Consider the following 23,217-nt stretch of genomic DNA (forward strand, 5'->3'; position numbering starts at 1 on the left):
CCCTCCTATGCCATCGGGTGGCGGTTGTTGGCCGAATAGCGGCCGGTGACATGGTGTTCGAGCTGGCGCTCGATATCGGCGAGCAGGGATGACGCGCCAAAGCGCAACAGATCCGGTTCAAGCCAGCGCCGTCCGAGTTCTTCCTTCATCAGGATCTGGTAGGCGAGCACATCCTTGGCGGTCGAGATGCCGCCGGCCGGCTTGAAGCCGACGATGTTGCCGGTGCGCTCGTGGAACTGCCGGATCATGCGCAGCATCACCAGGCTGACCGGCAATGTGGCGTTCGCTGCCTCCTTGCCGGTGGACGTCTTGACAAAATCGGCGCCGGCCATCATGCAGACCATCGAGGCACGGGCCACGTTGCGCAGCGTGCGCAGATCACCGGTCGCAAGGATCGCCTTGACATGGGCATCGCCGCAGGCCTCGCGGAAATCGCTCATCTCATCATAAAGGGCCTGCCAGTTGCCAGTCAGCACATGCTCGCGGGTGACAACAATGTCGATCTCCCTGGCACCGTCCGCAACCGACGCCTCGATTTCGCGCAGCTTGGTGTCATGGGGCGACAGCCCCGCCGGAAAGCCCGTCGAGACGGCGGCAACCGGTATGAAGGTGCCGTCCAGCGCTTCGACCGCCTCGCGGACGAAGCGATGATAAACGCACACCGCACCCGTGGTGATCTGCCGGTCGGCAACGCCCAGCGCTTCAAGCAAGTCAGGCCGTACCGGCTGCCTTGCCTTGGCGCACAGGCGGCGCACACGGGCGGCGGTGTCATCGCCGTTCAGCGTGGTCAGGTCGATGCAGGTGATGGCTTTCAGCAGCCACCCGGCCTGTGCATCCTTTTTGACCGAGCGACGGCCGCCAAGCGTCGAACAGCGGCGCTCGACTGCCGAGCGATTGACCTGGATATCGTTGATCCAGTCGAGCTCAAGCGCGGAGCCTTTGTTTCTGGCCAACGCGTTGTCGTGAAGTCCGGGGGCTTGTGTTCCGGTTTTGCCCATGGGGATAATCTCTGACATCGGGCGGTGTTATGTGTGATCACACTTGGAGTCAAGCCACAAAACACCGCTTCATCACGTGTGTTAGCCCCCTTTGCTACGCATGCCCGGCGCATAACTGCCATGCAGCAGTGTATTTGGGCTGGTCATTTTGATTGTGCAGTGCAATAAGCGTGGCGATACTCTCCCACTCGGTCATAAGAAAAACGGAACCGGCCCCTTGTTCAAACCCGCTTATGCGGCGCTTACCCAGGCGCTGCCCCTTGTGCGTTCGCCCCGTGCGCTGCGTACCCCCATGACGCCCGACCGTATTCGCATCGAGACCCTGGCGGGCCTGACGGTCGCGCTCGCGCTGGTTCCTGAAGCCGTCGCCTTCGCATTTGTTGCCGGCGTTCACCCGCTTACCGGGCTCTATGCGGCCTTTATCGTCTGTCTGATCACCTCGCTCTTCGGCGGCCGACCCGGCATGATCTCCGGCGCGACCGGCGCGCTTGCCGTTGTCATGGTGGCGCTGGTTTCCCAGCACGGTGTCGAATATCTCTTTGCCGCGGTCATTCTCATGGGCATCATCCAGATTGCCGCCGGCATTTTGCAGCTTGGCAAGTTCATCCGCCTCGTCCCGCATCCGGTGATGCTCGGCTTCGTCAACGGCCTTGCGATTGTTATCTTCCTGGCGCAGTTCGAGCAGTTCAAGGTGCCCGCCGCAGACGGCGGCAAGGAATGGATCGGCGGCCTGCCGCTTGCCTTCATGATAGGCCTCGTCGTTCTGACGATGGTGGTCATCTACCTTGTCCCGAAGGTCACCAAGATCGTTCCCGCGCCGCTCGCCGCGATCGTGGTTGTCGCCGGGCTGGTAATCGGGTTCGATATTCCAGTGCCGCGTGTCGGCGACATGGCGTCCATCAGCGGCGGCCTGCCGGATTTTGCCATTCCCGCCGTGCCTCTCACCTTTGAAACGCTGGAAATCATCTTCCCCTATGCGGTCATCTTTGCAGCCATCGGCCTCATCGAAAGCCTTTTGACCTTCAACCTCGTCGGCGAAAAGACCGGTACGCGCGGCGGCGCGTCACAGGAATGCATGGCACAGGGCGGTGCGAATGTGATCACCGGTTTCTTCGGCGGCATGGGCGGCTGCGCCATGATCGGCCAGTCGATGATCAATGTGGAATCGGGCGCGCGTACCCGGCTTTCCGGGATCACCGCGGCCTTGTTGCTTCTGAGCTTTATCCTCTTTGCATCATCGCTGATCGAGCAGATCCCGCTCGCCGCGCTGATCGGCGTCATGTTCATGGTCGTAATCGGAACCTTTGCCTGGAGAAGTTTCACGATCATGGCGCGCGTTCCGCGCACGGACGCTGCGGTCATTGTCCTCGTCACCATCATCACCGTCATGACGGACCTCGCCATCGCGGTCGTCGCTGGCGTCATCATCTCCGCGCTCGCCTTTGCCTGGAACAATGCAACGCGCATTCGCGCAATGACGCAGGAAGAAGACGGCGCAAAGACCTATCGCATCGAGGGTCCGCTCTTCTTCGGCTCGGTCTCTGCGTTTCTGGAGCTTTTCGACCCCAAGGCCGATCCGGAACGGGTGATCGTGGATTTCATGGATTCGCGCGTGGTCGATCAGTCGGCCCTGCAGGCAATCGAAGCGCTGGCCGCCCGTTATTCCGCCGAAGGAATCAAGCTGGAACTCAAGCACCTTTCGCGCGACTGTCACACGCTTTTGTCACGCGCCGGCCAGTTGATGGTGGATTCCGACGACGACCCCGACTACGGCGTTGCCGTTCACTACGGTGTGCGTGTCGGCCGTTTCGGCAAGGCGCACTGAGTGCCTAACGCTCCTGCAGAGCCAACCGGACGCCGAGTGCGCAATAGATTGCGCCGGTGAATTTGCCCTGCCATCGCAGTATGGTGGGGTTGCGCCGCAGGAACCGGCCGACGCCGCCTGCGCAGGCCGCGACCACCATGGTGCTGACAAGCCCCATGGCGACGAACAGCAGACCCAATATCGTCAGTTGCAGCGCGACCGCGCCGTTCTCCGGCTTCACGAATTGCGGCAGGAAAGCGAGAAAGAACATGGCCGATTTCGGATTGAGCACCTCGGCCAGAACGGCCTGACGCATCGCCTGCCTGGCCGTGATCCGCGGAGCGCCTTCCAGCCCCGCGACATGAGGCCTTTCCAGGATCGCGCGGATGCCGAGATAGATCAGATAGGCCGCACCCGCATATTTGATCAGGCTGAAGAGAAAAGCCGATGCGAGGATAATTGCGGAAAGGCCAAGTACGACCATTGCCGTGTGGATGACATCGCCGATGGCGATGCCAAGCCCCGTTGCCATACCAACGCGCGTGCCGGAACTTGATGCCCTCGCAAGCGTCAAAAGAACCGCCGGCCCCGGTATGAAAACGAAGCCAAGCAGAATGGCGAGGTAGGTCAGAAGCGTTGTCTGGTCGATCATCTAGGAAACTGCCGGCTAGACGTGCTGCCCGCCATTGATGTGAATTTCGCTGCCGGTGACGTAAGAAGACGCTTCGGTACACAGAAAATGGATCGTCTCGGCCACCTCCTCGGTCGAACCAAGGCGCCTGAGCGGAATATTCTCGACAATCTTCTCGGTTCCGGGCGACAGGATCGCCGTTTCGATCTCTCCCGGCGCAATCGCATTGACCCTTATGCCATGGGGTCCGAAATCGGCCGCCATCTCACGCGTCAATGATGCCAGCGCAGCCTTTGAGGTCGCATAGGCTGTCCCGGCAAAGGGATGGACACGCGAGCCGGCGATGGAGGTTACATTGACGATCGAGCCGTTTGCTGCGGCCAGTTCCTTGAAGAGGCCACGCGCCAGCAGAATGGGCGCAAAGAAATTCACCTGAAAGACATCGCGCCATGTATGCATCGGCGTTTCCAGCGAATTGAGCCTTTCACCTTCGGCTGTTTTCGGTGATATACCCGCATTGTTGACCAGCGCATGCAGCTGGCCGCCTTCCTTTTCCAGCCGGTGACGGATTTCAGCGACAGCACTGCCAACATCCTCGGGATCGGACAGATCAATCTTGATGTGGTCCTCGGGGCCGGCCGGCCAGGGGCAGTTTTCGGCAAAATCCTGCCGCGAGCAGGTAATGACGCGCCAGCCCGCGGCTGAAAACCGCTTGACGGTCGCGTGACCGATGCCCCGGCTCGCGCCGGTCAGAACCAAGGTCCTGCGGCCCTGCTCCTTACTCATCGTATACCTCCGGACGGAATTGCATTTGATCTTTATGTAACGCAAGCAACCCGCGATAGCGAGGGGCGGTATCAGATTCACCTCACGGCAACGCTTCATTTTTGTCGCCAAAGGCTTTAGAGCGGAGAGCGAAACGATGACCCATATGCTTCCAGAACTCCCCGTCAGCGAAGCCGTTCCGGCGCTGCTTGCCGCGCTTGAGGAGCGCGGCTCTGCCGTCCTTGCCGCACCGCCCGGGGCCGGCAAGACCACCCTTGTGCCGTTACACCTTCTGAATGCATCCTGGCGAAAGGACGGCCGGATCCTGGTGCTTGAACCACGACGGCTTGCAGCGCGGGCAAGCGCCCGGCAAATGGCGCGGCTGATTGGCGAGGAGGTGGGCGAAACCGTCGGCTACCGCACCCGGCTGGATACGCGGGTCAGCGGCAGGACCCGCATTGAGGTCGTGACGGAGGGCATTTTCAGCCGCATGGCGCTTGCCGACCCGGAACTGCCCGGCGTTGCAGCCGTTCTTTTCGACGAGTACCACGAACGGTCCCTTGAGGCCGATTTCGGGCTGGCGCTCGCTCTTGAGGTGAAGTCGGCGCTGCGCGAAGACCTTCGGCTTCTTGTCATGTCGGCAACGCTCGATGTGGCGCGTGTCAGCCAGCTCATGGACGGTGCAACCATTATCGAAAGCCGCGGTCGTGCCTTTCCTGTTGCCATACGATACCGCGAGCGTAAACCGACCGAGCGGATCGAAGCGGTCATGCATGCGGCAATTGTCGAGGCTTTCGGCCGGGAAACCGGATCAATCCTGGCTTTCCTGCCCGGTCAGGGCGAAATCCGCCGCACGGCCGAACTGCTTCAAAATGACAATCTCAAGGCCGTCATCGCGCCGCTCTATGGGGACCTTTCCGCCAAGGAGCAGGATGCCGCCATACGACCGCCGACGAAAGGTCAGCGAAAGATCGTGCTGGCAACGGCAATCGCCGAAACCTCGATTACCATCGATGGCATACGCATTGTCATCGATAGCGGGCTGCAGCGCCTGCCCGTGTTCGAACCGTCGACCGGCATTACCCGGCTGGAAACGGTTCGCGCATCAAGGGCCTCGGCAAACCAACGGGCCGGGCGTGCCGGCCGAACGGAACCCGGCATTGCTGTCCGCCTTTGGCGCGAGGAGCAAACGGCGGCCTTGCCGGAGTTCACCCCGCCGCAAATGCTGGCCAGCGATCTGAGCGGCCTCATCCTCGACTGCGCGGCATGGGGGGTGACGGATCCGGCTTCCATGCGTTTCATCGACCCTCCGCCGGGACCGGCGATTGCCGAAGCACGCAGCCTGCTTCAAACACTCGGTGCACTCGATGAAGCCGGCCATCTGAGCGAAAAAGGCCGGACGATGCGCACACTTGGATTGCCCGTGCGGCTTGCGGCCATGGTCTCGGATGCAGCGCGTCAGGGATCGGCCCATGACGCCGCCGAGCTTGCAGTGCTGATGAGCGAACAGGGCCTTGGCGGCCCGTCCATCGATCTTGACGGGCGCTGGCGGCAATTCCGCCGCGCCAGCGACAAGCGGGCAAAGAGCGCCCGTTCACTGGCAAAACGCATCGCACAAATTGTTGGCGGCAAGAATGAAGGCGAAACCGGGTTTGTGCCGGAGGCCGGGCCCTTTCTTCTGAGCGGATTTTCAGACCGGGTCGCGCGCCGTCGCGGCGATATGGACGGAAAGACGCGGTTTTCGCTCGCCAACGGCAGGGGTGCTTTTGTCGAGGAGCATTCCGGGTTGGCAAAGGAGCCCTATATCGTGGTTGCCGATCTGACGGGAAAGGCTGCTTCGCAACGGATCTTGTCAGCCGCACGGATTGACGCGCAAACCATCGAAACGGAACTCGCCGACAAGATGTCCGAGGCCGAAGAGGTCACCTTCGAGCGGGATACACGCAGCGTACGTGGACGGCGTGTCCGGCGCCTCGGTGCCCTCATTGTCGATCAACAGCCGCTTCAAACGCCCTCGCCCGACGCGGTGGCCGATGCGCTGGCGGACGGCGTGCGCCTTTGCGGCATCGATGCACTCCCCTGGTCATCTTCGGCCAAGCAGTTGCGCGGTCGCCTTGACTGGTTGAGACGAACGCAGGGCGAGCCATGGCCGGACATGTCCGATGGCGCATTGCTTGACTGTCTCGACCAATGGTTCCTGCCCTTCCAACCGGGTTGCATGGCGTTTGGCCGCATTGCGCCGGAAAGCCTTGCCAACGGGCTCATGTCTCTTGTGCCTTTCGACCTGCAGCGCGACATCGACCGATTGGCGCCCAGGCAATTCCAGACACCGGCCGGCTCAAACCTTGCGATCCGATATGAGGAAGACGAGCCGGTGCTGAGCGTGAGGGTCCAGGAGCTTTTCGGCCTGCGTGAACATCCGGCCCTTGCGAACGGCACGGTACCTCTTGTACTGGAACTGCTCTCGCCGGCACAGCGGCCAATCCAGAAAACCCGCGACCTGCCCGGCTTCTGGGCAGGATCCTGGGCAGATGTCAGAGCCGACATGCGGGGCCGGTACCCCAAGCACCCTTGGCCTCAGGACCCGGCAACGGCCGAACCGACACGGCGTGTCAAAAGCAAAAGCAAACAGTAAGATTGCAAAAACCCGAACTGACGGACTGCCATGGACTACTCCGAACACCCCGCTGAAACCCGTTATGCCGACCATTTGAGGATGCGCACGCTCATCCGGTTGCGCACACTGGCCATTATCGGCCAGAGCGTCACCGTTCTGGGCGTTGCCTATGGTTTCGAGTTTCCGCTGCCTGTCGCCTCCTGTTTTCTGCTGATCGCCTGCCTGGCACTGATCAATATCGCGCTGCGCATTCGCTATCCCAAGGCACACCGTCTCAGCCCCACAATGTCGACGGTTGTTCTCGGCCTCGACATGCTGCAACTTTTCGGCCTGCTGTTTTTGACAGGCGGTCTGGTCAATCCATTCTCGGTTCTGGTGTGTGTTCCGGTGATCGTTGCGGCGGCTTCGCTGCCGCCGCGCAACATTGTCGTTCTCGGTGTTATCGCGGTGCTGGCGGTCACGGTGCTTGCGGTCTATCACCGGCCGCTGCCATGGTATCCTGGCCCGCCGTTCGAGCCGCCCTGGGTGCTTATTACGGGAAACTGGATCGCGATCGTATCAATGGCCGCCTTCTCCGCCTTTTACGCCTATCGTGTCTCCGCCGAGGCCGAGGAACTTGCGGACGCGCTGATGGCAACGGAGTTTACGCTGCAGCGCGAACAGCACTTGTCGGCACTGGACGGCCTTGCCGCGGCGGCGGCTCACGAACTCGGAACGCCGCTGGCAACAATTACCGTTGTGGCGCGTGAGATGGAGCGGGCCCTCGGGGACGACGAGCAATATGGCGAAGATGTGCATCTGCTGCGGTCCCAGAGCGAACGGTGCCGTGACATCATGCGCCGGCTTACCACCCTATCCTCGGACGAAGAAGCTCTCATAAGCCGGCTTCCGCTTTCCTCGCTGATTGAGGAAGTCATCGCCCCGCATCGTGAATTCGGCGTCGATATCAAGGTCAGACACACAGCAGACCCGCAGGACGATCCGGTCGGTCAGCGCAACGCAGGCATCCTTTACGGCCTTGGCAATCTTTTGGAGAATGCTGTCGATTTCGCCAAGTCGGAGGTCGAAGTGGAAACCGAATGCACCGCCGACAAGGTCTCCATACGCATCAGCGATGACGGACCGGGTTTCCCCGCCGTTGTGCTGTCGCGGATCGGCGATCCTTATGTAACCCGGCGCAATCACAGCAGCGAGCCAAGCGCAGGCGGGCTGGGGCTTGGCCTCTTCATTGCCAAGACCTTGCTGGAGCGTTCGGGCGCCAGCCTGAAATTCCACAACCGGAATGGCCGCAGCGCAAATGTGACGGTCACCTGGCCGCGAGCGGCGATGGAAGTCGCATAGGGCCGGTGCGAATCCACCTTTGTATATATTGGCTTTTTTTCGCAACAGCTTTATGTGGTAGCCTAGAGCGCGTTTGAGGGATCTCTTCTCAAGATGAACACACAGACTATCAACGAAAGCCAACTCGAACTGATCGGAGACGATCGGTCTCTGCTCATCGTCGATGATGACGGACCGTTTCTGCGCCGCCTCGGGCGGGCGATGGAAATTCGCGGTTTTGCGGTTGAGCTTGCCGAATCGGTTGCCGCCGGCCGTGCCTCGGTCAAAGCGGCGCCACCAAAATACGCGGTTGTCGATCTCAGACTGGGCGACGGCAACGGCCTCGAGCTGATCGAAGATATACGCAAGATGCGCGAAGACACGCGCATCGTCATGCTGACCGGCTACGGCAATATCGCAACGGCCGTGAACGCGGTGAAACTCGGCGCCATCGATTATCTCGCCAAGCCGGCCGATGCCGACGAGGTTTTCGCGGCCCTAACCCGCAAGCCCGGGGAGAAGGCGGAGCCACCGGAAAACCCGATGTCAGCCGATCGCGTGCGCTGGGAGCACATTCAAAGGGTCTATGAAATGTGCGACAGGAACGTTTCGGAGACAGCGCGCCGGCTTAATATGCACCGCCGGACCCTGCAGCGCATTCTCGCCAAGAGAGCCCCTCGCTAGATCGCTTCAGCGTTCCAACTGGCCGTAGGCTGTCTGCTCGGCGATCAGCAGACGATCGGCACCGACGCGTGCAAATCGAAGCGTCAGCGCCTTGCGTGTGGCCGGCGCGAGCTTGTGCTCCGGGGCTTGACGGACAATCTCGGCGCCAAAACCATCCGACAGGATCATGCCGCAATCGGGCGGGAAAATATCCAGCGGCACGTCCGGATGGGTGGCAAAGAACAGCCTGTCGCAATGCTGTCGATAATCCGGCCATTTGCTGTCCGCACGCAAGTCTTCGATCGAGGACTTTATCTCGACTATCCAGATCTCGCCCTTTTCCGACAATGAAATGAGATCCGCGCGCCTGCCGCTTGCAAGACCCAGTTCGGGCAGGACGGCATGTCTCAAGTCGCCGAACAGCCGCTGAACGCCACGGCGTACAAGCAGGGCACGTTCGGACTGGCGCCCATCGACCAGCGTGGGCTCGGGATGCGGCGAGACAATTGGCATTCAAATGACCTGTTTGCTGGTAAGCTGTCATGCGCGGCGGTTCTTGGCAAGGCCGGCAAGGCGTTGCAGGAATGCCATATCCGGCGCCGATCTGGCCGCTCACGAATTATTTACGACGTGACAACTCTTGAAATGGCTGCGGTAATAAAAAATAAACCATAAAAGTAAATTGTCCGTACGGGAATACACCTGTCAAAGGACAGTAGAGGGGCCAAAATGAACTTGCGTAAAGCCATTTCGGGAATTGGTATCGCTGCCATGCTGGCGCTCGCCGGCTGCGTGAGCGGCGGGCCGGAGCTGACCCAGGAAATCTTCACCAGCGAATACGGTTCGGTAAAGGACGGCGGTTACAAGATCCCGGCAGTACCGATCAGTCGGGTGCCAAAACAGTATCACCGTCAGATCGTCACATACTATACGCCTGAAAAACCGGGCACGATCATCGTCAATACGCGCAAGCGTTTCCTTTACTATGTGCTTCCCGGAAACAAGGCGGTACGCTATGGCATCGGTGTCGGACGCGCCGGTTTCGAATGGGAAGGCGAGGCCTATGTCTCATGGAAACAGCCCTGGCCGCGCTGGCATCCGCCGAAAGAAATGATCGAACGCGAACCACGGCTGAAGAAATACGCCAATGGCGGGCAGGCTCCGGGACTGAAAAACCCGCTTGGGGCAAGGGCGCTTTACCTGTTCGACAAGGACGGAAACGACACGCTCTACCGCCTCCACGGCTCACCGGAATGGAATTCCATCGGCACCGCCGCGTCATCCGGCTGCATCCGGCTGATGAACCAGGATGTGATCGACCTCTACAATCGGGTCAAGCCCGGTCGCAGCGCACGGGTCGTCGTGATCCAGTAACAGCCTGAGACCAGTCCAACAAAAAGCCGCCCGGACATACATCCGGGCGGCTTTTTTTTCGGTTCCGTTCGGATCAGGCGGCGGCGGCGTCTACAGCCCGGCGCGCCATGACCTTGACAAGATTTGCACGGTATTCGGACGAGCCGTGCAGATCGGACAGCAGGTTCGACGGGTCCACCGAGACGCTATCGAGCGCGGCGGCAGAGAAGTTGGAGCCAAGCGCCGCCTCCATATCACCGGCGCGGAAAACGCCGTCGCTTCCAGCGCCGGTCACTGCGACCCGCACGCCGCCATTACCGTTCGCCACGAAAACGCCCGTCATCGCATAGCGCGAGGCCGGGTTCGGGAATTTCTGGTAACCCGCCTTTTCGGGCGCATCGAAGGAAATTGCCGTGATGATTTCACCATCGTTCAACGCGGTCTCGAACATGCCGAGGAAAAAATCGTCGGCACTGATTTCGCGGCTGTTGGTGTGGATTGTCGCCTTCAGCCCCAGCATGGCCGCCGGATAGTCGGCGGCCGGATCATTGTTGGCGATCGATCCGCCGATCGTACCCATATTGCGCACATGCGGATCGCCGATACCCGAGGCAAGATGGGCAAGCGCCGGGCAGGCGCCGCGGATATCCGCCGACTCGGCGACTTCGGCATGCGTGGTAGCCGCACCGATCTTCACCTTGCCGCCGTCGACCGATATGCCTTTAAGATCGGCAATGTGTCGCAGATCGACAAGATCGCTTGGTGCGGCCAGCCGCTGCTTCATGGTCGGAATGAGCGTGTGGCCACCGGCCAGCAGCTTGCCGTCGTCGGAACCGGCGATCAGCTTGGCTGCCTCATCGACCGAGGAGGCACGGTGATAGTTTGTCTTATACATGGTTGTGTCCTTTCCTCTCGGTGCTTCAGCGCTTGACCGCCGCCCACACCGCTTGCGGTGTCGCGGGCATGGCCAGATCGTTGTTGCCGATGGCATCCGTAATGGCGTTGATAACCGCTGGCGGAGAGCCGATCGCGCCGGCTTCGCCGCAGCCTTTCAGGCCGAGCGGGTTGGATGGCGACTCCGTCTTGGTGGTTGTGACATTGAACCACGGCAGGTCATCGGCCCGCGGCATGGTGTAATCCATGTAGCTGGCTGTCATGAGCTGGCCGGTCTCCGCGTCATAGGCACAACCCTCAAGCAGTGCCTGGCCGATACCCTGGGCAACACCGCCATGCACCTGTCCGTCGACAATCATCGGGTTGATGATCGTTCCGAAATCGTCGGCGGCGACAAACTGCGTAATCAGTGTGCGACCGGTGTCGGGATCCACTTCCACCTCGCAGATATGGCATCCGGCGGGGAAGCTGAAGTTGGACGGATCGAAGAAGGCGCTCTCCTTCAGGCCCGGCTCCATGCCTTCCGGCAGGTTGTGTGCCGTATAGGCTGCAAGAGCGAGCTGAAACCAGGGCAGCGCCTTGTCCGTACCGGCGACCTTCAGTTCGCCTTCCTCGATCACGATGTCGGCCTCATCGGCTTCCAACTGATGCGCAGCGATCTTCTTGGCCTTGGCTTCGACCTTGTCCAGCGCCACGGAGATGGCGGACATTCCCACCGCGCCGGAACGAGAGCCGTAGGTCCCCATGCCCATCTGCACCTTATCGGTGTCGCCATGGACGATGTTGACGGTATCGACGCTCACACCGAGGCGCTCGGCGACCAGTTGTGCAAAGGTCGTCTCATGGCCCTGGCCGTGACTGTGCGATCCGGTCAGCACTTCAATCGTACCGACCGCATTGACCCGCACCTCTGCCGATTCCCAAAGGCCGACACCAGCGCCAAGCGCTCCGACGGCCTTTGAGGGCGCAATGCCGCAAGCCTCGATGTAACAGCTCATGCCGATGCCGCGCAGCTTGCCGCGTGCTTCGGACTCCGCCTTGCGGGCGGCAAAGCCGTCATAATCCGCCGCCTTCATGGCAGCATCCAGAGAGGCGCCGAAATCGCCGCCGTCATAGGTCATGATGACCGGCGTTTGGTGCGGGAACTCGGTAATGAAGTTCTTGCGGCGCAGTTCGGCGGGGCTGACACCCAGCTCACGCGCGGCGGTCTCCATTGTCCGCTCGAGCAAGTAGCTTGCCTCCGGTCGTCCGGCGCCGCGATAGGCGTCCACCGGCGCTGTGTTGGTGTAGACCGTGCGGACATTGGCGTGGATGTTGGCAATATTGTACTGCCCCGACAACAAGGTTGCATAAAGGTAGGTCGGAACGGACGATGAGAACAACGACATATAGGCGCCGAGATTGGCAACCGTATCGACCTTCAACGCGGTAATCCGATTGTCCGAATCAAACCCGATCTTGATGTTGGAGATATGGTCACGCCCATGGGCATCGCACTGGAAGGATTCGGTGCGGTCGGCAACCCACTTTACCGGTACTCCGGTTCGTTTCGATGCCCACAGGCAAACGATCTCTTCCGGATAGATATAGATTTTCGAACCGAAACCGCCGCCGACATCCGGAGCAATGACCCGTAGCTTGTTTTCCGGCGCGACATTGTAGAAGGCGCTCATCACCAGACGGGCGACATGCGGGTTCTGGGATGTCGTCCAGCAGGTATAATGGTCTTCCGCGGCATCATAGAGGCCAAGCGCTGCGCGCGGCTCCATCGCATTGGGAATCAGCCGGTTGTTGACGATATTCATCTCGGTGACGTGAGCAGCACTCTCAAGCGCGGCATCGGTGGCGGCGCTTTCGCCGATTTCCCAATCATAGATGAGATTGCCCGCCGCTTCGGGATGAATCTGAGGCGCTCCGGACTCAAGCGCATCCATCGCCTCGGTCACAGCCGGCAGTTCGTCATAGTCGACAGCCACCGCTTCCGCGCCTTCACGCGCCTGTGCCCGGCTTTCCGCAACGACGATCGCTACCGCGTCACCGACATAGCGCACCGTGTCTTCGGCCAGCGGACGCCAGGCGCCCATATTCATCGGCGATCCGTCCTTGGAATGGATCATCCAGCCACAGATCAGGTTGCCAATCCCGTCTTCCGTAAGCTGCTTTCCGTCCAGCACGTCGATGACCCCATCGACGGCAAGAGCCGCGGATTTGTCGATACCCTTGATCTTGGCATGCGCATGCGGGCTGCGCACGAAATAGGCATGCTTCATGCCCGGCACAACCATGTCGTCCGTGTAACGACCCTTGCCGGTTATGAAACGCTTGTCTTCCTTGCGCGCAACGCTGGCGCCAATACCTTCAACACCCATCTGATAACTCCTCCGTATGGCGGGTGGCCTTTGCGTCCGCTGCGCGCCCCGTTTTTGAAACGGGTCTCCTCGCGCTCCGACTGATCAGAGGATCAGTGCCCGAACGGCTCCACTCCGCACCAATTGATCTATTCGGCTGCCTGCTGCGCGCCGCCCATTTCCGCCGCCGCGGCAAGAATGGATTTGACGATGTTATGGTAGCCCGTGCAGCGGCAGATATTGCCGTCGAGTTCGGCACGCACCATCTTTTCGTCCAGCGACGCGCCATGCCTGTTGATCATCTCAGTCGCTGCCATGATCATTCCGGGCGTGCAGAAGCCGCATTGCAGGCCGTGATTCTCGTGGAAGGCCTTTTGGACGGGATGAAGTTCCCCACCCCCTGCAAGGCCTTCAATGGTGGTCACATCAGAACCGGCCGCCTGGGCGGCAAGCATGGTGCAGGCTTTGACTGCGGCACCATCGATATGGACGACGCAAGCCCCGCACTGGGACGTATCACAGCCGACATGGGTGCCGGTGAGCCCCAGATTGTCACGCAAAAACTCGACCAGAAGCGTTCGATCCTCGGCGTCTGCGCTGACCTCGCGCCCGTTTACGGTCATCGTTATGCTTGTCATTCAACTCCTCCCAGATACGCTGAAACATATTTGAATATATGTCGGCTTTCTTTTGTCTCAACCGGTGTGCCCGACGGTTTGTTGATCCGCTGACAACCCTGCCGATTTTTAACGGTGGGCACGCGGACCGAAACCCGGTGACCGTTTTGAATTATTCCAGTTCAATGGAGCCAGCCCCGCCATGGACTGTCAAGTCTGAAAGGGGTTGGGAATGATGAAAAGAATGAGAACCGGCCTTCCCCGGGAACGGCTTAGTCGGCCGCTAGACGTGCCTCACGGGCCTTGAGCGCCTCATCCAGAACGGGCGTTGCTGCGAGGAGCTCCCTTGTGTAGCTGTGCTGCGGATTGCGGAACACAGCCTCGGTCGGCCCTTCTTCCACGACCTTGCCGGATTTCATGACGAGCACCCGGTCGGTGATGGCGCGGACCACCGACAAATCATGAGAAATGAAGAGATAGGAGATGGCCAGCCGGTCCGACAGATCGGCCAGAAGATCGAGAATCTGCGCACGAATGGAGACATCCAGCGCGGAGACCGCTTCATCCAAGACAATCAGCGACGGTTCGATGATCAAGGCCCGGGCAATGGCAATCCTCTGCCTCTGCCCGCCGGAAAACTCGTGGATGTATTTGTGCGCATCCGAGGACTGAAGACCGACATTGACCAGCGCGTTGTCGATGCGGCGGTTGCGCTCTTCGCGAGCGGGCTGCTTGTCGAGCAGAAAAAACGGTTCCGAGATAAGCCGGTCGACACGATGGCGCGGATTGAACGAGCTGTAAGGATCCTGAAAGACCACCTGTACCTGGCGGCGCATGTCCCGCCCCGGCCCTTCACCGCCGGTCGAAAAGACGCCGCCATTCAATCTGATCTCTCCACCCTGGACCGGATCGAGGGCAAGGATGGCCCGCGTCAGGGTCGATTTTCCGCAGCCGCTTTCTCCCACAAGACCGACATTTTCGCCGCGCCGGATGGCGAGCGAAACATGATCGACCGCGCGGAAATGACCGGGCGCACGAAACAGCGACCGGCGCGGCAGGGGATAGTCGCGCACGACTTCATGCACATCGACCACCGGCTCGCCCCGCTCCGGCACATGCACCGGATTGCGATTCGGCACGTGGCTGGACGCCTCAAAGAGCGCTTTCGTGTAGGGATGCTCCATGCGGCGAAACAGCGCCAGCGTGTCGCCCGCCTCGACCACGCGGCCGTCTTTCATGATGGTGATATGATCGGCCATCTCAGCGACGACGGCCAGGTCATGGGTGATCAAGATGAGGCCCATCCCGTCTTCATCGACCAGTTGCCTCAGAAGCTTCAGGATCTGCGCCTGCGTGGTCACATCAAGCGCTGTCGTCGGCTCGTCGGCGATCAGCAGCTTGGGGCGAAGCGCGATCGCCATGGCAATCACGACGCGCTGGCGCTGGCCGCCCGAAAGATCGTGCGGGTAACGATCGAGCGGGAAACGGTCCTCCGGCAGACCAACGCGGTTCAAGGCCTCCCTGGCAATGCGCTTGGCCTCACGTCGCGATTTGCCCGAATGAACAAGGATGGTCTCGGCCACCTGATCGCCAATCGTCTGGACCGGGTTCAGCGCCGTCATCGGCTCCTGAAAGACCATGCCGATATCATTGCCGCGCAGGGCACACATGTCCTTCTCTGAAAATGCCTCCAGCGTCTTGCCGTCCAGCCGGATCGAGCCGCCCCACTCGGTGCCGGTCGGCAGGAGCTGCATGATCGCCATGGCGGTCATGGATTTGCCGGATCCGGATTCGCCGACAACGCCGAGAACCTCGCCGGCATCCACCCTGAGATCCACATCATGGAGGATCGGCACGCCCTTGATGGATAAGGTCAGATTTTCCACATCCATCAGCGACATCAGCGTGCCCGCCTGAGCTTGGGATCGAAGATATCACGCAGACCGTCGCCCATCAGATTGAGACCCAGCACCGTGAAAACAATGGCAAGGCCCGGAAAGATCGCCAGATGGGGAGCGATATAGATCATGGTCTGGGCTTCCGAAAGCATACGCCCCCAGCTCGGCAAGGGCGGCTGGGTGCCAAGACCGACATAGGCAAGAGCGGCTTCCGCCAGGATACCAAGCGAAAACTGGATCGTCCCCTGGACGATCAGGAGGTTGGTGATGTTGGGCAGGATATGCTCGGCTGAAATAAGCGTCTTGCCCTTGCCGGCAACGCGAGCGGCCAGAATGTAGTCGCGCTGCCACAGCGACAGCGCGGCGCCGCGCGACAGCCGGGCGAACACCGGAATGTTGAAGATGCCGATCGCGATGATCGCATTGACGGCGCTCGGCCCGAAAACGGCGGTAATCATGATGGCCATGAGCAGGGCCGGAAATGCAAAGACCAGATCGTTGGTCCGCATGACGACCTCGTCGATCAGGCTGCCGTGCCGCGCGGCCGCCAGCAGACCGAGCGGCACGCCGATGACGATGCCGATCCCGACGGCAATGAGGGCGACGGCAATCGAAACACGCGCGCCGACCATCACCATGGAGAAAATGTCCCGGCCGAACGCGTCGGTGCCGAACCAGTGGGTCAAGGACGGCGTCTTCAGTTTGTTGGCAATGTCGAGCTGGGTGACGTCATAGGGTGTCCAGACAAAAGACATCAGCGCCACAAAGACGAACAGCACCGTCAGCACCGACCCGATCATGAAGCTCGGCGAACGCAGCGCGGCACTCACCATGCCGGCGCGCAGGGACGGCTCGACGCGAAGGTCACTCATGCCCGCGCCCTCCGCAGCCTGGGATCGGCAATTGCATAGGTGATGTCGACAATGAATGTGACGAGGATGACCGCGAAGACCAGCAGGAAGATCACGCTTTTAACAACGATCAGATCGCGTTGGGTAATGCTCTGGAACACAAGGCGGCCAAGCCCCGGCAGGAAGAAGACGTTTTCGATGATGATCGCGCCGGCAAGCAGGAAGGAAAACTGCAGACCGATGATGGTCAGGACCGGGATCAGCGCGTTGCGCAGGGCATGGCGCCACAGAGCCTGGCGGCGGGTCAGACCCTTGGCCCGGGCGGTTCGGACAAAATCTTCACTCAGCGTATCGAGCAATGACGAACGCATGACACGCGCAAGGATCGATGCCTGCGGCAGGGCAAGAGCGATTGCCGGCAGGGTCAGCGCCTTCATGCCGGCGAAAAAACCCGCTTCCCAGCCGGGAAATCCGCCAGCGGAAAACCATCTCAGGTTAACGGCAAAAACCAGCACCAGAAGCATGGCGAACCAGAAATTCGGAACCGCAATGCCTAGCTGAGTCACACCCATGATCGAGACATCGGTGGGCGAATTGCGCCGGGCCGCGGCCAGAACGCCGACCGGAAATGCGATCACTGTGGAAAGCAGCAACGCATAGACGGACAGCGGTATCGAGACCCAGATGCGGTCGGCAATGAGCTCACTGACGGGAACGCGGTAGGTATAGCTGGTGCCGAACTCCCCCTGCAGCAGGCCGGTAATCCATTGCCAGTAGCGGACCGGCGCCGAGGCATTGAGGCCAAGGCTTTCGCGCAAGGCGGCAACGGTATCAGGTTCGGCATTGAGCCCCAGCATGAATGAGGCCGGATCACCCGGAACGACTTCGATAACGAAGAAAATCACCAGGCTCGCGGCAAGCAGGCTGAGGGTCAGGGAGACCAGCCGTTTGAATACGAAGGGAAGCATGAAGCCGGCTCAAAATCGCTTCGGTCAGTCGAACTTGCCTGACCTGTTCGGGTTAGCGGGATGCGGGCACCGCAAAAACGGCGCCCGCATCCATGTCGATCAATCTTCCCAGTAGACCGCCGTCATATCGGCTGCCTGTGTCGGTGCATTCTCCCACACACCGCGCAGCTTGGCATTGACGACACCCGTATTTGCGAGCTGGAACAGATAGCCGTTGACATAATCGTCGGCAATCTTCTGCTGTGCGGCCTTCATCAGCTTGTTGCGCTCTTCCGGATCAGTCGAGTTGTTCAGATCCTCGATGATCTTGTTGAAATCGGCATTGTCATACTGAAAGTAATAGTCCGGCCGGGCATAGATGCCGATATCCAGCGGCTCAGTGTGGGAGACGATGGTCAAACCGAAGTCCTTGCCCTTGAACACCTGTTCCAGCCACTGAGCCCATTCCAGATTGCTGATTTCGGTTTCAATACCGACGTTGCGAAGCTGCGAGGCGACAATCTCACCACCACGGCGGGCATAGGACGGCGGCGGCAATTTCAGTGTCGTCGTAAATCCGTCCGGGAAACCGGCCTCTGCCAGAAGCGCCTTGGCTTTCTCCGGATCATGGTTCGATTGCCCGGTCAGGTCGACATAGGCCGGATGATGCGGAGCAAAATGCGTCCCGATGGGCGTGCCGTATCCGAACATTGCGCCGTCGATGATCGCCTGACGGTCAATGGCATGGGCAATCGCCTGACGCACTTTCAGATTGTCGAGCGGCGGCATCTTGTTGTTTGTCGACAGGATGGTTTCGCCTTCCGTCGAACCGGCGATCACGCGGAAACGCGGATCGGCGTCGAACTGCGGCAGGTTCTCCGGTGCGGGAAACGGCATGAAGCTGTCGACATCTTCCGCCATGACGGCTGCAAAGGCCGCATTCGGGTCGGAGATGTACTTGAATGTGACTTTCTCAAGCTTTGCCGGCTCGCCCCAGTAGTCGGGATTGCGCTCAAGCTCGATACGGTCGCCCTGGACCCAGTCCTTGAAGACAAAGGCGCCTGTGCCGACCGGATTGGTTGCGTTGCTGTCCGCCGTCTCCGGCGCAACCATTGCTGCATCACCCCAGGCCAGATTGAACAGCATGTTGCCGTTGGGCTTCGACAGCATCACCTTGACGGTGTGCGGGTCGACGACCTCAACGGAGTCGATATCGGCGTAGAGCGCCTTTTGAGCGTTGGTCGAGCCTTCAGCGCCGATGCGTTCGAGCGAGAACTTGACGTCCTCGGCATCGAAGTCGGAGCCGTCATGGAATTTTACGCCCTTGCGCAGGTTGAATGTGTAGACCTTGCCGTCATCCGATACGGTCCAGGATTCGGCGAGACCGGGATTGATGCTGCCATCCGGACCGAAACGGGTCAGGCCTTCGAAGATATTGGAATAAGTAACCTGATCGATAGCGCCCGCGGCACCCGATGTCGGATCGAGATTTGGCGGCTCAAGCTGCGCGCCGACCGTAATGTCCGTTTTAGCGGCGAAAGCGGGCGACAGAGCGGTGCTTACCGCCAGCGCCCCGGCAATTGCCAGCGCCTTTGCAAATGATTTCATCGTCGTTCCTCCTGTTATGCTTCCCATTTTTATCGGACCTTAATTTTTGCACTGCGGCATATCAAGCGCCGAGCAGGTCCTTTAGCGACAACGCCATGACCTTGGCGCTGTCTATCATGTCATCGACGCCGACATACTCATCGGGCTGATGCGCCAGATCCAGAATACCCGGACCATAGGCGATGCAATCCTTGAGCCGGCCGATACGATCGATGTGCTTCTGGTCGTAGGTTCCCGGCGAAACCACATATTCCGGGCTCTTTTGCAAAACCTGTTCGATCGATCTGGAGACCGAGCGCACGACCGGCGCGTCATTGTCCGTCATGGTCGGGCTGACATGCCACAGCTCCTTGATATCATACGAAAAATCCGGTCGCTGCGCGCTGACCTTTTCGAGAATGTCGACGACTTCCTGGCGCACCTCCTCCGGGTCTTCCTCGATGATGTAACGCCGATCAATGACCATGCGGCAGGAATCGGGCACACAGGCCGACGGAAAGCCAGTGAAATCCTCCTCCGGCTCCGTCTGGCCACCATGCATCGAGTTGATGTTCATTGTCGACTGGCGCGCACCCTCCGGAACAACCGGCATTGCGGTGCGCTTGCCGGCCAGCGCCGGATAGAGACTGGTCTCGAATTCGTGCAGGACCGCGCCCATATGGCGCACCGCGCAATCACCAAGAAACGGCATGGAGCCATGGGCGATATGCCCCTTTGTCTCGATTTCCGCCCACCACACGCCGCGATGGCCAAGGCACACGCGATCCTTGTTCAGCGGCTCGGGAATGATGACATGCTGCACGCGCGACGGGTCGAAATACCCCTTCTCGGCGAGATACGCGACCCCGCCATAGCCGCCGCTTTCCTCGTCCGCCGTCCCGGATATCTCGATAGCCCCGTTAAAATCGGGAAAAGCGTCGATAAAAGCTTCAGCTGCAATGATGGAGGCTGCCAGGCCACCCTTCATATCGCACGAGCCGCGCCCGTAGATCTTACCGTCCTTCAACTCGCCGCCGAAGGGATCGGTCGTCCAGCCGCGGCCGACCTCGACCACATCGGTATGGGAATTGAAATGGACGCAGGCTCCCGGTGCACGCCCCTCCCTGCGCGCGACGATATTCCAGCGCGGATATTTATCGCTGTCGCCGGGCGAGCCATGCGCGCGGATCAGCTCAATCTCGAAATGTCTCGGCCGAAGACGGGCCGCGAGATATTCGCAGATTTCCAGATAAGCTTCACCCGGTGGATTAAGTGTCGGGATGCGGATCAGGTCCTGCGTAAGCGCAATCAGATCGTCGCGACGCGCCTCAATATCTTCAAGCCAAGGCGCCGAGATCATTCCCGCTTCACTCATACAAACCCTACCCTTACGCAAGCTGATGATTTATCAATACTAAAGGGGATTATCCGCGTGCGGCGGCTGACTGCGCAATACCGTAGGACTACGAAGTGAAAGAGGACGGACTCGACAATCGCGCTTTGCGCGACCTGGCATTCGACCATGCGCCCGTCGGGCTGGTTCTCACCGAGAACCGCATCATCAAGGCATGCAACCGCACGTTCGCGGAGATTTTCGGTTATGAGCGCGACGAACTTGTCGGCCAGTCCTTCCGCGTTCTTTATGCTTCAAACGAGGAGTTTCACCAGATCCGCGATGTCGGCCTGACAACGCTGATGGGCGGTAACCGATATACCGATGAGCGCATCATGCCGCGCAAGGACGGAAGCCTTTTCTGGTGCCGGTTCCGCGCCCACAGCCTGACCCCGGACGATCCGCTGCGCCGGGCGATCCTGAGTTATGCGGACATATCGGACCACCGGCCCTATGTCGCGCTCTCACCGAGGGAACGGCAGATCGTGACGCATCTGCTGGGCGGCAAGACAAGCAAGGAGATCGCCCGCCTGATTGATATATCGCCGCGAACGGTTGAATATTACCGCTCGCGGCTTTTAAAGAAATTCGGCGCAAGCAACGTCACCGAACTGCTGGCACAACTCGGAGGCGCGCCAGTTTAAGCCAGATACATCCTAGCGGTTCTCATTGAGCCATTTCAGCGTGGTCGGGATCATCTTGTTATCGAGTGTGGCAGGTCCGGAAAACGCGTCCCAAACGTGATCCGTGTCGAATACGACCAGCTCTTCCTTACCGGAATGATAGTCCATGAGGATCTGACCGGCTGCGGGCTGGGGCGCGACAGTCGTATCGCGCGTTCCGACAATGACCATCAACGGACCCGGATAGGCGGAAACCGCCGCGGCAGCGCTCTTGACGGGCAGTTCCTGGTAAAAGGCACCCTTAAGGGTCGTCTCCACACCCCAGGGAAGCTTGATGGTGTGAGGGGTCTGTGGATCACCGGCGATGGCTTTCATCACCGTTTCCGCGCCAAGCAGGTTGGAGAAGGTAAACATCGGATTGGTGACCGGAGCCCATAATATGGTGGCATTCACCTCGGGCCGCTCCGCCACCGCATGACTCGCCACAAGCCCTCCCTGGCTCCAGCCAAGAACAGAAATCCTGCTGCCATCGACCTGCGTGTTTTGCTTCAACCAGTCAATTGCAGCAACCGCATCCTTGATCTGGCCGCTGAACGTGGTGTCTTCCCAATTGCCGTCGCTTTCGCCCGAACCGCGAAAATCGATCCGAAGGCTGGCATATCCGTTTTTCGACAATTCGCGTGCTGTGCGTGTGAAAACGCCGTCATCGGTATCCTTCACAGCCAGTTCGTCGCGTGTCCCGGTAAACCCGTGCAGCATCAGAACAACCGGGGCCGGAGCGGACGCATTGTCAGGCGTCTCAAGCGTGCCGACAACCGACTGGCCGTCAACCGGAATGGTCACCACCTGTTCCTTGGCCAGCGCATAGCCCGCCGAGGCCGCAACCATGATCAGCGCAGCCGCGCTGCTAAAGGCCTTTGATGCAATTTTCTTCATGTGAACATCCTGTTCTGGTTCATTGCCGGGAGTAGGCGAAGCCGGAATGTTGACACAAAAGGACGCCGGGGGAAAAGCGGAAATACCTGCCGTATCAGCCGCGCCAGGTCTTGTCGCGCCAAAGCGCCGTAAGCGCTGACTGATAGTCAGGGTAACGGAACCGGTATCCGCTTTCCTTGAGTTTTGCATTCGAAACGCGTTTGCATTCGCCGTAAAAGGAGCGCGCCATCGGAGTCAGATCCGCCGTTTCAAAATCCATCTCCGGCGGCGGCTCAACGCCCATGCGCTCCGATGCATAAAGGACGACATCCTGCGGCGGGGCCGGCAGGTCGTCGGTGACGTTCCAAATGCCTGCGGCGCAAGCATTAATAAGATGCGCGGTTGCGCCGGCTATGTCAGCCACATGGATCCGGTTGAAAACCTGGCCCGGTTTGACCAGCCGCCGAGCCCTGCCCTTGTTTATGGTGACAAACGCATTGCGGCCGGGCCCGTAAATGCCAGACAGGCGAAGAACCGCAATCGGAATGCCGCTTGCCTGAGCAGCTTCGAGCCAGGCGCTCTCGGCTTCAACACGCTCAACCGAGCGCTTCGAAACGGGCTTGCAGGACGTTTCCTCATTCACCCAGGCGCCATCATGATTGCCATAGACGCCGACGGTCGACAGATAGGCGGCCCATTGCAGATCGGGCATCACCGACCGCAGATCGGGCCCGGTCAGGCGCAGCAGCGCATCGCCTTCCGCTCCGGGAGCGATTGACTGCACCAGATGCGTAGCGGACGCCAGTTCCTTGCGAACCGGTTCTGACAGGCTTGACCCGTCAAAGATAAAAGGTTGAAGACCGGCATCGACGAGCGCCGGAAAGTTTTCCCGCGACCGGCTGGTGCCGCCGATCCAATCAGCCTTGCCGGCCAGTTCCCGGGCAATCGCCCGGCCGGAAAACCCGGCCCCGAAGATAAAAAGACGCATGTATT

At 60.2% G+C, this 23,217-nt stretch carries 20 protein-coding genes; 6 read left to right on the forward strand and 14 right to left on the reverse strand.

The window, feature by feature from the left end; all coding sequences use genetic code 11:
* Window positions 1–5: 5 nt before the first annotated feature.
* A complete protein-coding gene (deoC, locus tag OQ273_RS19135; protein ID WP_267993153.1) occupies window positions 6–998 on the reverse strand; it encodes a deoxyribose-phosphate aldolase in 993 nt (330 codons plus the stop codon).
* Between the two features lie 292 nt (window positions 999–1,290).
* Between deoC and OQ273_RS19140 the strand changes: the two genes are divergently transcribed.
* The gene (locus OQ273_RS19140; RefSeq protein WP_267993154.1) at window positions 1,291–2,823 is read left to right on the forward strand and encodes a SulP family inorganic anion transporter; all 1,533 of its coding nucleotides are present in this window, start codon (window positions 1,291–1,293) and stop codon (window positions 2,821–2,823) included.
* Window positions 2,824–2,827: 4 nt separating this feature from the next.
* Here the strand turns inward: OQ273_RS19140 and OQ273_RS19145 are convergent, their stop codons facing one another.
* Both OQ273_RS19145 and OQ273_RS19150 read right to left on the reverse strand, forming a co-directional pair.
* On the reverse strand, window positions 2,828–3,454 hold the full coding sequence (locus OQ273_RS19145; protein WP_267992449.1) for a LysE family translocator: 627 nt from the start codon (window positions 3,452–3,454) through the stop codon (window positions 2,828–2,830).
* A gap of 15 nt (window positions 3,455–3,469) precedes the next feature.
* Window positions 3,470–4,219 carry an SDR family NAD(P)-dependent oxidoreductase gene (locus tag OQ273_RS19150; RefSeq protein WP_267992451.1) on the reverse strand — a complete coding sequence of 250 codons (750 nt, stop codon included), beginning with the start codon at window positions 4,217–4,219 and terminating at the stop codon, window positions 3,470–3,472.
* A 136-nt stretch (window positions 4,220–4,355) separates the two neighbouring features.
* On the opposite strand from OQ273_RS19150, the gene hrpB reads away from it, so the two are divergent.
* The 3 genes from hrpB to OQ273_RS19165 all read left to right on the forward strand — a co-directional run bounded on the left by hrpB (window position 4,356) and on the right by OQ273_RS19165 (window position 8,819).
* Window positions 4,356–6,833 carry an ATP-dependent helicase HrpB gene (gene hrpB, locus OQ273_RS19155; RefSeq protein WP_267992453.1) on the forward strand — a complete coding sequence of 826 codons (2,478 nt, stop codon included), beginning with the start codon at window positions 4,356–4,358 and terminating at the stop codon, window positions 6,831–6,833.
* 30 nt (window positions 6,834–6,863) lie between these two features.
* Entirely contained in the window at window positions 6,864–8,156 is a 1,293-nt protein-coding gene (locus OQ273_RS19160; RefSeq protein WP_267992455.1) for an ActS/PrrB/RegB family redox-sensitive histidine kinase, read from the forward strand.
* Between the two features lie 93 nt (window positions 8,157–8,249).
* Window positions 8,250–8,819, forward strand: a complete 570-nt coding sequence (locus OQ273_RS19165) for an ActR/PrrA/RegA family redox response regulator transcription factor (protein WP_267992457.1) — start codon at window positions 8,250–8,252, stop codon at window positions 8,817–8,819.
* A 6-nt stretch (window positions 8,820–8,825) separates the two neighbouring features.
* On the opposite strand, the gene OQ273_RS19170 is transcribed toward OQ273_RS19165, so the two are convergent.
* Window positions 8,826–9,311: an MmcB family DNA repair protein gene (locus tag OQ273_RS19170; protein ID WP_267992459.1), complete on the reverse strand. Its 486-nt coding sequence runs from the start codon at window positions 9,309–9,311 to the stop codon at window positions 8,826–8,828.
* 216 nt (window positions 9,312–9,527) lie between these two features.
* On the opposite strand from OQ273_RS19170, the gene OQ273_RS19175 reads away from it, so the two are divergent.
* On the forward strand, window positions 9,528–10,172 hold the full coding sequence (locus OQ273_RS19175) for a L,D-transpeptidase (RefSeq protein ID WP_267992461.1): 645 nt from the start codon (window positions 9,528–9,530) through the stop codon (window positions 10,170–10,172).
* A gap of 73 nt (window positions 10,173–10,245) precedes the next feature.
* Here the strand turns inward: OQ273_RS19175 and OQ273_RS19180 are convergent, their stop codons facing one another.
* From OQ273_RS19180 to OQ273_RS19215, 8 genes are all read right to left on the reverse strand, one after another.
* Window positions 10,246–11,046: an FAD binding domain-containing protein gene (locus OQ273_RS19180; RefSeq protein WP_267992463.1), complete on the reverse strand. Its 801-nt coding sequence runs from the start codon at window positions 11,044–11,046 to the stop codon at window positions 10,246–10,248.
* Between the two features lie 25 nt (window positions 11,047–11,071).
* Window positions 11,072–13,414, reverse strand: a complete 2,343-nt coding sequence (locus tag OQ273_RS19185) for a xanthine dehydrogenase family protein molybdopterin-binding subunit (protein WP_267992465.1) — start codon at window positions 13,412–13,414, stop codon at window positions 11,072–11,074.
* Between the two features lie 128 nt (window positions 13,415–13,542).
* Window positions 13,543–14,031 (reverse strand): (2Fe-2S)-binding protein, encoded by a 489-nt coding sequence (locus tag OQ273_RS19190; protein WP_267992467.1) that lies wholly within the window; start codon window positions 14,029–14,031, stop codon window positions 13,543–13,545.
* Between the two features lie 251 nt (window positions 14,032–14,282).
* Window positions 14,283–15,911, reverse strand: a complete 1,629-nt coding sequence (locus OQ273_RS19195; RefSeq protein WP_267992469.1) for an ABC transporter ATP-binding protein — start codon at window positions 15,909–15,911, stop codon at window positions 14,283–14,285.
* Window positions 15,911–16,708 (reverse strand): ABC transporter permease, encoded by a 798-nt coding sequence (locus OQ273_RS19200; RefSeq protein WP_425493428.1) that lies wholly within the window; start codon window positions 16,706–16,708, stop codon window positions 15,911–15,913. The genes OQ273_RS19195 and OQ273_RS19200 overlap by 1 nt, the downstream gene beginning before the upstream one ends.
* Window positions 16,709–16,776: 68 nt before the next feature.
* The gene (locus tag OQ273_RS19205; RefSeq protein WP_267992471.1) at window positions 16,777–17,727 is read right to left on the reverse strand and encodes an ABC transporter permease; all 951 of its coding nucleotides are present in this window, start codon (window positions 17,725–17,727) and stop codon (window positions 16,777–16,779) included.
* Between the two features lie 99 nt (window positions 17,728–17,826).
* A complete protein-coding gene (locus OQ273_RS19210; protein ID WP_267992472.1) occupies window positions 17,827–19,314 on the reverse strand; it encodes an ABC transporter substrate-binding protein in 1,488 nt (495 codons plus the stop codon).
* 61 nt (window positions 19,315–19,375) lie between these two features.
* Window positions 19,376–20,668 carry an acetylornithine deacetylase/succinyl-diaminopimelate desuccinylase family protein gene (locus OQ273_RS19215; protein ID WP_267992474.1) on the reverse strand — a complete coding sequence of 431 codons (1,293 nt, stop codon included), beginning with the start codon at window positions 20,666–20,668 and terminating at the stop codon, window positions 19,376–19,378.
* A gap of 95 nt (window positions 20,669–20,763) precedes the next feature.
* On the opposite strand from OQ273_RS19215, the gene OQ273_RS19220 reads away from it, so the two are divergent.
* Complete coding sequence (locus tag OQ273_RS19220; RefSeq protein ID WP_267992476.1) at window positions 20,764–21,330, forward strand: LuxR C-terminal-related transcriptional regulator; 567 nt, start codon at window positions 20,764–20,766, stop codon at window positions 21,328–21,330.
* Between the two features lie 12 nt (window positions 21,331–21,342).
* On the opposite strand, the gene OQ273_RS19225 is transcribed toward OQ273_RS19220, so the two are convergent.
* Together OQ273_RS19225 and OQ273_RS19230 are read right to left on the reverse strand one after the other, a co-directional pair.
* Window positions 21,343–22,245: an alpha/beta hydrolase gene (locus OQ273_RS19225; RefSeq protein WP_267992478.1), complete on the reverse strand. Its 903-nt coding sequence runs from the start codon at window positions 22,243–22,245 to the stop codon at window positions 21,343–21,345.
* Between the two features lie 94 nt (window positions 22,246–22,339).
* Window positions 22,340–23,212, reverse strand: coding sequence for an SDR family NAD(P)-dependent oxidoreductase (locus OQ273_RS19230; protein WP_267992480.1), 873 nt, complete (start codon window positions 23,210–23,212; stop codon window positions 22,340–22,342).
* Window positions 23,213–23,217: the final 5 nt, after the last annotated feature.

The sequence above is a fragment of the Hoeflea prorocentri genome (assembly GCF_027944115.1).
Classification (GTDB): Bacteria; Pseudomonadota; Alphaproteobacteria; order Rhizobiales; family Rhizobiaceae; genus Hoeflea_A; species Hoeflea_A prorocentri.

Bases quoted from the DNA above. Each gene is read 5' to 3' on its own strand.
- OQ273_RS19140 (WP_267993154.1), top strand. From the start codon at position 1,291: ATGACGCCCGACCGTATTCGCATCGAGACCCTGGCGGGCCTGACGGTC.
- OQ273_RS19190 (WP_267992467.1), bottom strand. From the start codon at position 14,031: ATGACAAGCATAACGATGACCGTAAACGGGCGCGAGGTCAGCGCAGAC.
- OQ273_RS19160 (WP_267992455.1), top strand. From the start codon at position 6,864: ATGGACTACTCCGAACACCCCGCTGAAACCCGTTATGCCGACCATTTG.
- deoC (WP_267993153.1), bottom strand. From the start codon at position 998: ATGGGCAAAACCGGAACACAAGCCCCCGGACTTCACGACAACGCGTTG.
- OQ273_RS19150 (WP_267992451.1), bottom strand. From the start codon at position 4,219: ATGAGTAAGGAGCAGGGCCGCAGGACCTTGGTTCTGACCGGCGCGAGC.
- OQ273_RS19230 (WP_267992480.1), bottom strand. From the start codon at position 23,212: ATGCGTCTTTTTATCTTCGGGGCCGGGTTTTCCGGCCGGGCGATTGCC.
- OQ273_RS19225 (WP_267992478.1), bottom strand. From the start codon at position 22,245: ATGAAGAAAATTGCATCAAAGGCCTTTAGCAGCGCGGCTGCGCTGATC.
- OQ273_RS19200 (WP_425493428.1), bottom strand. From the start codon at position 16,708: ATGATCGGGTCGGTGCTGACGGTGCTGTTCGTCTTTGTGGCGCTGATG.
- OQ273_RS19180 (WP_267992463.1), bottom strand. From the start codon at position 11,046: ATGTATAAGACAAACTATCACCGTGCCTCCTCGGTCGATGAGGCAGCC.
- OQ273_RS19215 (WP_267992474.1), bottom strand. From the start codon at position 20,668: ATGAGTGAAGCGGGAATGATCTCGGCGCCTTGGCTTGAAGATATTGAG.
- hrpB (WP_267992453.1), top strand. From the start codon at position 4,356: ATGACCCATATGCTTCCAGAACTCCCCGTCAGCGAAGCCGTTCCGGCG.
- OQ273_RS19145 (WP_267992449.1), bottom strand. From the start codon at position 3,454: ATGATCGACCAGACAACGCTTCTGACCTACCTCGCCATTCTGCTTGGC.
- OQ273_RS19165 (WP_267992457.1), top strand. From the start codon at position 8,250: ATGAACACACAGACTATCAACGAAAGCCAACTCGAACTGATCGGAGAC.
- OQ273_RS19195 (WP_267992469.1), bottom strand. From the start codon at position 15,911: ATGTCGCTGATGGATGTGGAAAATCTGACCTTATCCATCAAGGGCGTG.
- OQ273_RS19210 (WP_267992472.1), bottom strand. From the start codon at position 19,314: ATGAAATCATTTGCAAAGGCGCTGGCAATTGCCGGGGCGCTGGCGGTA.
- OQ273_RS19175 (WP_267992461.1), top strand. From the start codon at position 9,528: ATGAACTTGCGTAAAGCCATTTCGGGAATTGGTATCGCTGCCATGCTG.
- OQ273_RS19205 (WP_267992471.1), bottom strand. From the start codon at position 17,727: ATGCTTCCCTTCGTATTCAAACGGCTGGTCTCCCTGACCCTCAGCCTG.
- OQ273_RS19170 (WP_267992459.1), bottom strand. From the start codon at position 9,311: ATGCCAATTGTCTCGCCGCATCCCGAGCCCACGCTGGTCGATGGGCGC.
- OQ273_RS19185 (WP_267992465.1), bottom strand. From the start codon at position 13,414: ATGGGTGTTGAAGGTATTGGCGCCAGCGTTGCGCGCAAGGAAGACAAG.